At 60.7% G+C, this 12,338-nt stretch carries 9 protein-coding genes and 1 pseudogene; 5 read left to right on the forward strand and 5 right to left on the reverse strand.

Translation table 11 applies throughout. From position 1 onward, the window contains the following. Window positions 1-65: 65 nt before the first annotated feature. Window positions 66-791, reverse strand: a complete 726-nt coding sequence (locus FOC40_RS02815) for a PspA/IM30 family protein (protein WP_039929483.1) — start codon at window positions 789-791, stop codon at window positions 66-68. Window positions 792-1,394: 603 nt separating this feature from the next. After that, a pseudogene (locus tag FOC40_RS02820) lies at window positions 1,395-1,836 on the reverse strand (transposase); the annotation flags it as partial. Between the two features lie 633 nt (window positions 1,837-2,469). On the opposite strand from FOC40_RS02820, the gene FOC40_RS02830 reads away from it, so the two are divergent. Next, window positions 2,470-3,615 (forward strand): low temperature requirement protein A, encoded by a 1,146-nt coding sequence (locus tag FOC40_RS02830; protein ID WP_039929478.1) that lies wholly within the window; start codon window positions 2,470-2,472, stop codon window positions 3,613-3,615. A 122-nt stretch (window positions 3,616-3,737) separates the two neighbouring features. Here the strand turns inward: FOC40_RS02830 and FOC40_RS10645 are convergent, their stop codons facing one another. The 3 genes from FOC40_RS10645 to FOC40_RS02840 all read right to left on the reverse strand — a co-directional run bounded on the left by FOC40_RS10645 (window position 3,738) and on the right by FOC40_RS02840 (window position 7,888). Beyond that, window positions 3,738-3,887 carry a hypothetical protein gene (locus FOC40_RS10645; RefSeq protein WP_003795724.1) on the reverse strand — a complete coding sequence of 50 codons (150 nt, stop codon included), beginning with the start codon at window positions 3,885-3,887 and terminating at the stop codon, window positions 3,738-3,740. 110 nt (window positions 3,888-3,997) lie between these two features. Further along, window positions 3,998-5,545: a TPM domain-containing protein gene (locus FOC40_RS02835; protein ID WP_003795722.1), complete on the reverse strand. Its 1,548-nt coding sequence runs from the start codon at window positions 5,543-5,545 to the stop codon at window positions 3,998-4,000. 255 nt (window positions 5,546-5,800) lie between these two features. Then, window positions 5,801-7,888, reverse strand: coding sequence for a hypothetical protein (locus FOC40_RS02840; RefSeq protein WP_003795720.1), 2,088 nt, complete (start codon window positions 7,886-7,888; stop codon window positions 5,801-5,803). Between the two features lie 204 nt (window positions 7,889-8,092). Here FOC40_RS02840 and FOC40_RS02845 point away from each other — a divergent pair, with 204 nt between their 5' ends. The 4 genes from FOC40_RS02845 to FOC40_RS02860 all read left to right on the forward strand — a co-directional run bounded on the left by FOC40_RS02845 (window position 8,093) and on the right by FOC40_RS02860 (window position 12,326). Then, on the forward strand, window positions 8,093-8,470 hold the full coding sequence (locus FOC40_RS02845) for a cold-shock protein (protein WP_003790694.1): 378 nt from the start codon (window positions 8,093-8,095) through the stop codon (window positions 8,468-8,470). After that, entirely contained in the window at window positions 8,463-9,317 is an 855-nt protein-coding gene (locus FOC40_RS02850; protein WP_003795718.1) for a DUF3027 domain-containing protein, read from the forward strand. The genes FOC40_RS02845 and FOC40_RS02850 overlap by 8 nt, the downstream gene beginning before the upstream one ends. A gap of 121 nt (window positions 9,318-9,438) precedes the next feature. Then, window positions 9,439-10,890, forward strand: coding sequence for an NCS2 family permease (locus FOC40_RS02855; RefSeq protein ID WP_039929476.1), 1,452 nt, complete (start codon window positions 9,439-9,441; stop codon window positions 10,888-10,890). 146 nt (window positions 10,891-11,036) lie between these two features. Next, on the forward strand, window positions 11,037-12,326 hold the full coding sequence (locus tag FOC40_RS02860; protein WP_039929474.1) for an MFS transporter: 1,290 nt from the start codon (window positions 11,037-11,039) through the stop codon (window positions 12,324-12,326). The last annotated feature ends 12 nt before the right edge of the window (window positions 12,327-12,338 follow it).

The following is a 12,338-nucleotide window of genomic DNA, read 5'->3' on the forward strand; positions in this document are numbered from 1 at the left end:
ACGAGCCGGGCGGCCCCGCGAGGGGCCGCCCGGCCTGTCTATGCATGCGGCAGGGCCGCGTCCGCTCACGCCTGCGTGTTGTTGCCCTTCAGGGCAGCCAGGCGAGCCTCGATCTCCACCTGCGAGGAGTCGGTCTGGAGCTCAGCAAACTGGGCGTCCAGCGAGGATGCGGCCAGCTCCATCTTGCCCTGGGCGAGGGCCTCCTGCTGACGCACGCGGTCCTCGAAGCGGCCGAGCTCGCTCGTGGGATCCAGGATGTTGATCGAGCCGAGGGCCTCCGTGACCTGAGCCTGGGCCTTGGCAGTCTTCTCGCGGGCGATCAGCTGGTCGCGGCGGCTCTTGAGCTCGGAGAGCTTGTCCTTCATCTGAGCCAGGCCGGACTTGAGGCGCTCGGCCACGTCACGCTGAGTGGCGAGAGCGGGCTCCTCGGTCTTGATCTCGTTCTCGAACTGGATCTGCTTGCCGAGGGCGACCTTGGCCAGGTTGTCCCACTTGTCCGCTCCGGCCTCGTCGCCGGCAGCGCGCAGAGAGTCAGCCTTCGCGGAAGCGGCGGCGGCCTTCTGGCCCCAGTCGGCAGCAGCCTTGACGTCTTCCTCGTAGTCACGCTCGGCCATACGCAGGTTGCCCAGGGTCTGAGCGATCGCGTTCTCGGCCTCGATGATCGAGTTGGTGTAGTCGCGGATGAGCTGGTCGATCATCTTCTGCGGGTCCTCGGCCTTGTCGAGGAGCGCGTTGATGTTCGCCTTGGCGAGCTGAGCAATGCGGCCCAGGATCGTCTGCTTTTCGGCCATGATGTTCTCCTTAGAGGTGGTGCGCATCTGCGCGGTTTGGGTTGGTGCGCGTGTGCGCGGGTTGTGAGCGAGATGAGGCCTCGCGCGATTGGTGGGTGGGCTACGAGTCGCCCGAACTGCTTGTCGAGTGAGTGTATGTGGGGGAGTGGGGTGCGGTGACGCTGAGCGTGTGCCTCCCGAGCGGCGCCACGCGAGACGAATTGGATCGAGCGTGGCGTCTGGCCTGGCTCGCGTGGTGCTCACGTGTTCGAGAGTCTCGAATCCGTGGCATGTGATCCTCCTCGGTTAGTGGCGAACAGATCAAAATACATCATTGCGAGCCGCAACGCCCTCAATCTAATGTATTTTGAATCACATTGTTTTGGTATGGGACCAGTGTACGTGATGGTCGGGTGCGGGTGGAAATCGGCCGGGCGTGAGCCGGTGTCGGGTATGGTCATGCGCAACGTCGTCATGATTGTCAGCGCGTGCGGTGATGAATGTTCGTCAACCTCCTCTATCGTTGTCCCGGTGCCGCAAGCGCGCGTAGGGCGAGTGTGGTGGCTCGCGAGGCCGCTGCGATTGCCTGTAGGGGGCATCTAAGTCAACAGGAAAAAGGGCTCTTCATAGTTGGGGGTGTCGTTGGGGTTTGAATCCTCCTGTTTCGAGGAGTGCTCGGGTGGTGTAGTTGGTGAGGTTTCGCAAGTTCGAGTGCGGAGCCGCGTAGGTGTTCGAGGTGGCCGTTGATGGCTTCGGTGGGACCGCCTGTGGTGTGGGGGTGGTCGAAGTAGGCCAGGATATCTCTGGATTGCCGTTTGAGCGTCCTGCCCAGTGTGACGATCTCCGTGAGGGCGGTAGGGACGCCCGCGCCGCTGGTGACGTTCTTGCCCGATGCGCCTGCGGCACTCATCGAGAGCATCCCCGGCCGGGTGCGTGACGTGAAAGAGATCCATGACCGCCCTCGCGCCGGGAGTTCTTCGGCGGCTGCGCTCTTCAAGCCGGTGAATCGCTCCATTGCGACGATCTCCATGCGCTCGCGTTACGTGTTGGGCTGGGAGGCCAGCCAGATGTGGGACGCCACCCGCAGGGCTCGTGAGCCAAGCGCCTGACCGCAGTGCCACAAGAAGTTCCCTGGCACGCGCAGTGTCGGCACCACCGATCCTCACCAGCAATACGGCATACCAACACTGCAGGGTCTGGCTCAATGCGCTGACCCGTCACCTCCAACCCCAGGTCATCCAGGCGAGCGCCCGCGCTCAGATTGGGGCGATCACAGATAATACTGTGAATGGTGAGGTCTTTCAGATGGACGGTGTAGGAATCAGTAAATAGTCCATCTCTGATTACGAAATACAAAATGGCTATCCTACCTTTGTAAATCATGGATAATATAGCAGAATGTTTTAATGCAACTTCAACCTAACTATTTGGAATTAGTGAAGAGATTGAGTTAGAAGAGAGTTATATGTTGATTCAACTTCTCAGAAAAGGACATTTCGTAACCAAAATGAACATGGTTTTATTGTAGCGAGAGAAAATCTCCATTAGAGCTCTTGATTGAAAACAAGGAGCTATTAGATTTAATAATAAGTGAGGATTATCTCACTTTTATATTGAAACACTATGAGTTTATTTGTTGCACTATGTTCTAAAATGTATGTTATGATAACTTGCAGCTCTACGATAGAAAGGTCTTAAGGTGGCAACTCTTATTCAGCATAAACGTGTCGAATTTTCAGAACTATTTTATGACCTAGTGTTTGTTTTTGCAATTTCAAAAGCAACTGCTTTAATTCACCCTCTTCATGGCGGTGTTGTGGCTTGGGATTCTTTACTTGATTTCTTCATCTCTGTCATGGTTATCATCAATTCCTGGATGATTCAAACCATTTATACCAATCGCTATGGAACAAACTCGTTATTTAACATGGTAATCATGTTTATCAACATGGGACTTATGCTCTTTATATCCAATATGATTGGATACAATTGGCAGCAATGGTACTATTATACCTGTTGGGCTGTTGGCACATTAACCCTTACCTTATTTTTTCAATATTTGGTTCAGTTTTTTAGAGGATCAACCGATAATGCTGATCGGGAAAGCATTAAAGGTTTTCTATGGTTAACAGGTCTACAATGCTTAGGAGTCTATCTGGCAGCCCTTTTTCCAATTCACGTTGGAGTCTATGTCTTTATTGCTAGTATTCTGCTAACATTTATTGTGCCAATTTTCTTGATTACTAAAGATGAGCGTTTCCAGGTAAATCTTCCCCATTTAATCGAGCGCGTCTCCCTTCTTGTCATTATTACGTTTGGAGAAATGGTTATTGGGCTAGTCAGCTTCTTTACAGTTGAGAATTTCTCGATTTATTCGGTTCTCAATTTCGTTATCATGCTTTCCCTGTTCTTGTTTTATTTTGGCGAATTTGACCATGCTATTGATGAAGAATCCAGTCAAAAGGGATTATTTGTAATTTATAGTCACTATCCTATTTTCATCGGGCTTATGTTGATGACAGTTTCGATGGGTTATCTCCTGAACCCCGAGGCTAATCTTCTCGTTGCAATCAGCTTCTTTTATATCGGAATTGGCCTCTTCCAAGCTGCTGTCCTAGCAAATGGGCCCTATAACAAAAACTATCTTCGCTATCCGAGAAGTTACTACAGTGCTCAAGCGACACTCTATCTGGCTGCCTTGATTCTCTCTTTGCTTTTCGCTTCTAATCCTATAACAGTGTTGAGTATTGCAACCATTTTTACTCTAGCTATAGCTAGTCATTTTATTTCTTTCTGGGTTACACGTACTAAACAATATTCCGTGCCTTACTGGGGGTTCTTCTAAACTAAATTTGGCTATTATTCGTCTATCAACTTCCGTAGGTATCGTAGATTTTAGAACCAAATGGGAGTCATTAGTTATTGTCTCGCTTTTACCCCATTTTAAAATCCTGACATTGAAAGTACCTAAAAGTAATTCCCTGAAATCAGCTGAGTTTTAACATCCTGTTCGTTTTCAATGCGGAAGGTTCTTACAAATTCATCTAGGGGATCTTCGTCGTGGGCTGCGCGCGCTTCGGTCATTGCCTGGTCGGCTTCGCTCATCAGCTTGTTCACGTCGAACAGTGCCGTACCCTCGTGGTCCTTCAGTACTTGCGAGCCCAGGCGACGGTGGCATCAGCGTCACGAATATGGCGCTGGGCGGTACCTTTCGCCTTGCGCTTAACTTATTTCTGAGTCATGAGTGGAGCGAGGATCGCATCCATTCGGAGCTCCACGTCGCGAAGGTTTTCGAGCGCACCGAGGGGATCCTCGTCGCTGACTAGCGCGCGCTGTCCCCTGGTGATTGCGGCCTCGGCCTCGTCCAGAAGGGGAGAGAAAGCGTCGGAGGAATCGTGCTGCTTTATGTCCGACAGGGCGGCGGACACGGATCCGATGGAAACGGTGAGCCGCTTCCGGAACTCGTCAAGATCGGTCTTCGCGGAGAAGATTGCATCCGTCTGCGCATTGGCCATGGTTAGTGCGCGCTGGGCGGTATCCAGCGCGGATGCTGCGCGGGTGGCATCGGTGTCGAGATGTGCGCCGGCCGTCTCCAACGCCGCGCGAGCGGACTCCAGCAGCTGTTTCGCGCGCTGCGGATTGTCCTGGAGGGAAGCGAGCATGGACTCGGGGTAGAGGCCCGCGATGCTGGAGAGTTCTTCCTTCGAGCGCTCCAGATCGGCGAGCTCTTCGACGAGACGTTCGCGAGCGTCGGCAAGCTGCGTGGGAAGCGATGAGCGCTTCTCGCGCTGTGCGGCAAACTCCTTGCGAGCATCGCGCAGGGGCGCCAGGTTCTTGTCGAGATCCTCCGTGATTGTTGTGGCGAGGCGTCGCTTGGCGTGGGAATCAGGGGTTTGCTCGATCTGTTTGTGTGTGTCGAGGCCGCGCGCAACAGCTGCCTTCGCCGCCTCGAGGCGACGTCCGTACTCCTCAGCCGCAGCACTACCGAACTGGGCGCGAGCGAAGTTCCAGTCCTCTTCCGCGGCGCGCACCTGTTCCTCGGCCTCCGACAGGCGTCGCCGTGCCTCCGCGGCGACCCTCAAGGCTTCTCGCCTCACGGGGTCGACGAGAGGGGTGAGGTCCGCGGATCTCGTGCCTCGTCCGTCGTCTTGCTCTTGTTCGCGCAGCTTGGCGCGCAGCTCGAGAAAAAGGAAGAAGACGAACAGTCCGATCGCGATGACCCAAGCGATCATGCGGTGGGTTGTATAGTCCTCGTTTCTACTGTCCTGCCCTTGCTGCGTCGTGATGTTGTAGCGATTCACATGTGCGTGAATGTAGGAGGTGGTGTCTATATCGCTGATAAATGAGCTGATGCCGGCGCTCACCGCGTCGCTGGTCAATGGGCTCGATGTGTAGTTGTTTCGAGCGTTCGCCAGGGCGTCGTCGAAAGTGCGCTTGAGGGACGGGTCCGTTGTCAGGTTTCGAGCAAATTGTGCATCTGCGCAATAGGTGTCTGTGCCATCCTCGTAGGAAACAACGTAGAGGATGCCTTTTTCTGCAGTCCGTGATTTCTCGAGGGTGGCCTGGCACCAAACGGACGGTTTCTGGTCGGAGAAATTAGGGACAACGACTGCGTCGATAATCACGCCGTAGGTGGAGCGCAGTGATTCTGCATCACTCTCAAGGTGGGCGCGCTCATCGGCGCTCAGGAAGCCGTCGGGATCGGTGACGTGTCCGCTCGTGGTGAGCGGCTCGGTCGCGTACGCCGGGGCGCCGCCGACCAGCAACGCGAGCATCGTGATGGCTGCGAAGCCCAGGCGTCAGGTCCGTGACACGGTGCCTCCTGCTCGTCGGTGAAGCGATAAACCGCTGCTGTGTGGCTCGATAGCGCCGACAACACACTGTGTGGTGCGGTGCCGCTGTGCGATCGTTCTTAGTTTACGAGGAAATATGCCGAGCTGTGACGGACTCGCTTATGTTTCCCGAGGCCATGGCGGCACTGTGAGGCCCGCAAATACCGATTGTCGGGGGCCTCACGGGTGGAACAAAACTCAGAAGCTGCCGGAGGCGGAGGACCAGCCGCCCGAACCCCAGTCGGAGCTGCTCGAGCTCGAGCCCCAGTCGGAGCCGCCGCCGGAAGCGAAGGACCAGCCGGATCCGGACGAGCTGGAGCCGCTGTGGAAGGGGTCGAAGTCATCTCGGTGGTGCGAACCAGAATTCGAGAACAGCGTCGACCACAGGAGGAAGTCGCCCAGGGACGAGCCCGTGTAGGACCCGTTGCCCGTGGTGGGCTGCCCCCACGACCCGCCGAAGTTCTGGATGGGGGTCGCCATGACGCTGTCCGCGAGGGCGCGTGCGTTCATCGCGTGCGTCGACGCGGCCTCGGGATCATCCTCGAGTGAGCGCTGAGCGGTGCTCAGGGCCGTCTCGGCGTTGTTCAGGGTTGAACGCAGATCCAGACCGATGGCTCCACGTCGGCCCTGCACGTAGCGCTGGGCCTGGGTGACGGCGGACTCTGCCAGCGAAATCTGCGCCTCGGCGGCCGTGCGAGCCTTCTCGTAGGCCTCCTCCTTGGTGCGCAGCGGCTCGAGTGCCGCGTCCAGGGTGGCCTCGGACATGCGCAGGTGCTCGAGGGCCGCGAGCGGATCGCCCGTGTTCGCCAAGGCCGCCTGGGCCTCGGCGATGGCCGCGTGAGCGTCGGCCACCATCGGGTTAAACACAGCCGGATCCGTGTGCAATTCGTTGACATCGGTGATGTCCGACGAAATCGAGCTGATCGCCGCGACGAGGCGATCGCGGATTGCGTCCAAGTCGGACTTCGCCGAGAAGATCGCGTCGGTCTGGTGGTTGGCCATCGTCAGTGCACGCAGGGCGGTGTCGAGGGCGCTCGCGGCGTGCGCGCGATCGGTGGACGCGGATGCTTCTGCGGTGTCGAGCGCGGTGCGCGCGGAGGTGAGGAGCGCCGAGGCCTGCTCCGGGTTGTCCTGAAGGGAGGCGAGCATCTGCGCAGGGTAGAGCGCCGAGATGCTGGCCAGCTCGGACTTCGCGCGCTCCAGATCCGTCAGCTCTTCCGCGAGGCGCTCGCGGGCCTCGGCGATTCGTTCGGGGAGCGAGGCCTGCTCGGCGCGCTTCGTTGCGAACGACGCCTGGATGGCGCTGAGCGGGTTCATGTTGGCACCCAGATCCCGCATGATCGCGGTCGCCAGGCGGAGCTGTTCGGCGGGCAGGGTCGCGGAGTTCATCTGCCCCTGGGCGCTGAAGCCACGCGAGACCGCCGCCTTACCAGCTTCGATGGCTCGGGCGAATTCGTCCGTGGAGCTCAGGCCGAACTGTGCACGTGCGTAGTTGAGTTCGTCCGTCGCGGTACGCACCTGCTCATCTGCGGACAGGAGCTGTCGATTCGCTTCCTGAGCGGCACGCGCCGCGCTCTGGGCATCGACCTGTGCGGCCTGCTGGGCCGCGAGCCTGTTGCGCCGCGACGAGCGCGCAACTCCGATGGCGACGGCAATGACGCCACCCACGAGCAGCAGGAACATGACGAACATGCCGAAAAGTGATCCGGTGTCGTCGTTGGTCGCGCCGGCGTTGCTCGAGTAACTCGAGCCAGTGGAACTGGAACCCGAACTGGACGTACCGCTCACGAGGGCATTGACGAATGAGTTGACACCGTTGGCGACGGCGGAAGACGTGAGAGGATTGGGCGTCAACTGGCCCTCGGATGCGCGCACGGCGCTCTGGAGAGAGGAACTCGAGGGGCCGTTGTAGGAGCACGCCGCGTCACGGCGCTGCGAGTACGCGATGACGTAGACGACGGTGCCGTTGGTCAGGGAGGAGCGCTCGACGGTCTGCTTGCACCAGGAGTCTGCGTCCGTGCCCGAGAAGTTTGCGACGACGACGACCTTGACGGGTTTGCCCGAGGAGACGGCCCTGCTCGTCGCGGACTCAATGGATGAGCGGTCGGCGCTGGAGAGCCAGCCGTCGGGATCGGTGACCGAATCGCTGATGGACATGGGCGATGCTGCGAGCGCGGGAAGGCCCAGTGCAAGCAGTATCGCTGTGAGAACAGCGATGAGGCTGAAACGGCGGATTCGTGTCACGGGGTCCTCCTGCGATGTGGCGAACAGGTCAACATACACCATGTGCGCCGTGTGCGTCTAGCGTCTGATGCACCGCGGCGTCGGTGATTGTTTCCGTGGGGTCAGTCTACGTGAAAGCTCAGAGGTAATGGGGGAGCGGTGCTGTTCGCTACAGGCGTCGGCCGCTTCCACGCGCGCGGAGGAAGAGGGCCCTATGATAGGGAGAGCCTATATAGGCTTTCAGACTATTGAGAGAAGGAGGGGACCATGCCCACCGGTAAAGTGAGGTTCTTCGACGCAGATCGCGGTTTTGGCTTCATTGCGGGAGATGACGGCGCTGATGTCTTCCTCCACTCGTCCGCGCTGCCGGCCGACCACGCTAACCCGCGAGTGGGTGCTCGCGTGGAGTATTCGGTGGCCGACGGACGAAAGGGACCGCAGGCTCTGAGTGTGCGTTTCCTGAAGGAGACAGCTTCCGTTGCCCGAGCCAAGCGCCGCAAGCCGCAGGCGATGGTGCCCGTCGTCGAGGACCTGATTAAGCTCCTCGACTCGTCGAGCGCCGCGCTGCGCCGCGGTTCCTATCCGGACAATGCGACCAAGATCGCGAAGGTGCTGCGCGCCGTCGCAGAGGAATTTGATGCCTAAGACGAGTGCCCGCCTGCGGGCAGTGAAGAAGGACGCCGTCCTCGAGGCCGCCGTCGACGTCGCGCGCGCCGGTGCTGAGGCTGTCGCGCACCCGCGTCCCGTCGGCGAGCACGTCGGATTCGAGATGGTGTCGGAGCGCCTGGCTACCCACTACTTCGCGTCGACCGACGCGGGTTACGTGGGCTGGTGCTGGGCCGTGACCGTTGCCCGCGTGCCGCGCGGACGCGTCGCCACCGTGTGTGAAGTTGGTATGACCCCTCGTGAGGGTGCGCTTCTGGCCCCCGCGTGGGTTCCGTGGGAGGATCGCCTGCGTCCCTCGGATATTTCTCGCGACGACGTCTTGCCTTACAAGGCGGACGATGAGCGTCTTGTGCAGAGCTTCGAGGACACGAGCGTGGACCCGGACCTGCCGGTCGTGCGAGAGCTCGGCTTAGGGAGGGTGCGCGTGCTCTCGCCGGAAGGGCACAGCCAGGCCGCGAAGCGCTGGTACGAGTCGGAGCGCGGCCCGAAGTCCGGGCGTCGCCCGCGTAACACGTGTTCGACGTGCGGCTTCCTCGTGAAGATGGGCGGCGACATGCGCACGATGTTTGGCGTGTGTGCGAACGAATGGGCGACCGACGACGGCGCCGTGGTCTCTCTCGACCACACGTGCGGCTCCCACTCGGAGACCGACGTGCCCAAGAACGGCACCGCATGGCCCGTGCGTCCCTCGCGCGTGAACGAGGGGGCACTCGACGCCGAGCCGATGCCGCGCGCATCGAACGAGGCGAAGAAGGACGAGGCAGCGGTCGCCGAAGTGACGTCCGCCCAGGCCGAGGCACCGACGGGTGAAGAACCGGAAGGCTGACGTTTCCTTCCGCTATAAACTGACAGAAAGTACTCGGGACTGAGTGCCGGGTGCTTTCTCAGCAAGTGGGCAAATGGTGAGTTTGTTTGCATGCGGGCGGCCGAACAGGCACGATTATCCGGTGAGCACACAAGAAAAGACCGCCCCGTCCCACGGCGGCTTCGCACAGTCACTTGATTCGTTCTTCCAGATTTCCGAGCGTGGCTCGACTATTAGTCACGAAATCCGCGGTGGAATTGTCACCTTCTTCGCGATGGCATACATCCTGGTCGTCAACCCGGCGATCCTGGGCAATGCCGTTCCTGAAGACGGCTCCATCACGACCCAGGGCATCGCAGCCGGCACCGCGCTCGTCGCGGGCATCATGACGATCCTCATGGGTGTTGTCGCGAACTACCCCCTGGCGCTCGCCGCAGGCCTCGGCCTCAACGCGGTCGTCGCCTTCACCCTGGTCCTCGGTGCCGGCCTCAGCTATGGCGAGGCCATGGGCATCATCGCCTGGGAAGGTATCCTCATCTTCCTGCTCGTCCTCACGGGCTTCCGCGAGGCCGTTTTCCGTGCGGTTCCCGCCGCCCTCAAGACTGCTATCACGGTGGGCCTGGGCCTCTTCGTGGCGCTCATCGGCCTCGTGAACGCGGGCATCGTGCGTACCGGCGCGACCCCCGTCCAGTTCGGCATCTCGGGCTCGCTCGACGGCTGGCCGGCCCTCGTCTTCGTGTTCGGCCTGTTCCTCATGATGATCCTCTACGTGCGCAAGGTGAAGGGCGCGGTGCTGATCTCGATCATTGCCTCCACGATCCTCGCAGTCATCGTTCAGGCCTTCGCCCACATCGATCGCATCTCCGACACCAACCCGACCGGCTGGGGCCAGACCGTCCCAGAGCTCAAGGGCTCCCCGATCGCGGTTCCCATCTTCGACACGCTCGGCAAGGTGGATCTCTTCGGTGGCTTCGGCAAGCTCGGTGTCGTCTCCGTGATCCTGCTGGTCTTCTCGCTCATGCTCGCGGACTTCTTCGACACGATGGGCACCATGGTGGCCGTCGGCGCCGAGGGTAACCTGCTGGACAAGGACGGCAACCCGCCCAAGACCCGCCAGATCCTGATCGTCGACTCCCTGGCCGCGGTGGCCGGCGGCGTCGGCGGCGTCTCCTCGAACACCTCTTACGTCGAGTCCGCTTCGGGTGTTGCCGAGGGTGCTCGTACCGGCCTGGCCTCCGTAGTCACCGGCATCCTGTTCCTGCTGTCGACCTTCCTGGCACCCCTCGTTGAGCTGGTGCCGACCGAGGCTGCCTCCACGGCCCTCGTGTTCGTCGGCTTCCTCATGATGACCCAGGTGACCGGCATCGACTGGGATTCGCCGGAGGTTGCGATCCCCGCCTTCATGACGATCGCCTTCATGCCCTTCGGTTACTCCGTGTCCGTCGGCATCGGCGTGGGCTTCGTGACCTATACGGTCATCCAGCTCGTCAAGGGCAAGGCCGCCAAGGTGCACCCGCTCATGTGGCTGGTCGCCGGTCTGTTCATCATCTACTTCCTGATGGGCCCGATTCAGCGCCTCCTCGGCGTCGGCTGATTCGTCACGCTTCACGCGCTTCCCGCCCCGCCGGAGCCTTCCTCCGGCGGGGCGGTCGTATCCTGGGAAGGTGCACCGATGGGGGCCGGTCAGCGCCGCCAGCCCCTGCCTCGTCCAGTGCGCGAAGTGAGAGTAGGAGGAACGGCATGTCGGCAACGTTTGCATCCATGCGCTACGTGAACTACCGGTACTGGTTCGTCGCCTCCCTCATTGCATCGACGGGCGTGTGGCTCCAGCGCGTCGCCCAGGATTGGTACGTCCTGACGGTCCTCACCGATCATGACGCGTCGCAGGTTGGCCTCGTGACGGCGCTTCAGTTCCTCCCCATCATCCTGTTCTCCGCGTGGGCGGGGGTCCTCGCGGATCGCATCCCGGGGCGTCGCCTCCTGCAGTGCACGCAGGTCGGCGTCGGCCTCGTGTCCCTCATCATCGGTATCGTCGTCCTGACGGGGACGGGCGAGCTCTGGCACCAGTACGTCCTCGCGTTCATCTCGGGGACGATCTCCGCCGTCGATACCCCGGCGCGTCAGGCCTTCGTGGGTGAGCTCGTGCCCCACGAGAAGATGGCGAACGCCGTTGCCCTGAACGCTACCGCCTTCCATACCGCCCGCCTGATTGGCCCGGCCTCTGCGGGCTTCTTCATCGACTGGTGGGGGATTGGTCCGGTCTTCCTCATCGATGCCGTGATGTTCATGGCGCCCGTCATCGCGCTGGCCCTCATGCGCGGAGACCAGCTCTATCCGCGCACCCTCGTGCCGAGCGCCCCGGGGCAGCTGCGCGAGTCCGTCGCGTACGTGCACAGCCGCACCGACATTCGCATCATCCTCGCGCTGATCTTCGTTGTGAGCGCGCTGGGTATGAACTTTCAGATGACGAGCGCCCTCATGGCGACGACGGTGTTCGGAAAGGCCGCCGGCTCTTTTGGCATCCTCTCAACGTTCATGGCGGTGGGGTCGATCCTCGGCTCCACGGGCGCCGCCCGCCGCGCTCCCCGCCTGCGCATCATCCTCATCGGCGCCGCCTTCTACGGGACCGCCGAGATTCTCCTGGCCCTGTCGCCCTCCTACTGGTGGTTCGCGCTCCTGTCGATCCCGACGGGTTTCGGCATGCTCACGATGAACACGAGCGCGAGCGCCCTCGTGCAGACGCGCACCGATCCCGACAAGCGCGGGCGCGTCATGGCCCTGTACTCCCTCGTGTTCCTCGGAGCGACGCCGATTGGGTCGCCGCTCATCGGATGGGTGGGCACGACGTTCGGCGCGCGCTGGTCCATCCTGGTCGGCGGCATCGCCTCCCTCGGCATCGCGCTTATCTGCGGAGCGTGGGCGATGATCCACTGGAAGGGGCGTGTCGTGCGCCGCCGCTCGTTGCCGTGGGTGGGCATCGAGGCGGATTCCTCCGCGGACGCGCCGCGGCGCTCGGTCGACCCGCTCTGATCTCCCCGGCGA

The sequence above is a fragment of the Schaalia odontolytica genome (genome assembly GCF_009730335.1).
Taxonomy (GTDB): domain Bacteria; phylum Actinomycetota; class Actinomycetes; order Actinomycetales; family Actinomycetaceae; genus Pauljensenia; species Pauljensenia dentiphila.

What these genes read in the sequence shown, in the direction of transcription:
- FOC40_RS02835 (WP_003795722.1), bottom strand. Translation starts at nt 5,545, where the DNA reads ATGCTCGCGTTGCTGGTCGGCGGCGCCCCGGCGTACGCGACCGAGCCG.
- FOC40_RS02845 (WP_003790694.1), top strand. Translation starts at nt 8,093, where the DNA reads ATGCCCACCGGTAAAGTGAGGTTCTTCGACGCAGATCGCGGTTTTGGC.
- FOC40_RS02815 (WP_039929483.1), bottom strand. Translation starts at nt 791, where the DNA reads ATGGCCGAAAAGCAGACGATCCTGGGCCGCATTGCTCAGCTCGCCAAG.
- FOC40_RS02850 (WP_003795718.1), top strand. Translation starts at nt 8,463, where the DNA reads ATGCCTAAGACGAGTGCCCGCCTGCGGGCAGTGAAGAAGGACGCCGTC.
- FOC40_RS02840 (WP_003795720.1), bottom strand. Translation starts at nt 7,888, where the DNA reads ATGGTGTATGTTGACCTGTTCGCCACATCGCAGGAGGACCCCGTGACA.
- FOC40_RS02860 (WP_039929474.1), top strand. Translation starts at nt 11,037, where the DNA reads ATGTCGGCAACGTTTGCATCCATGCGCTACGTGAACTACCGGTACTGG.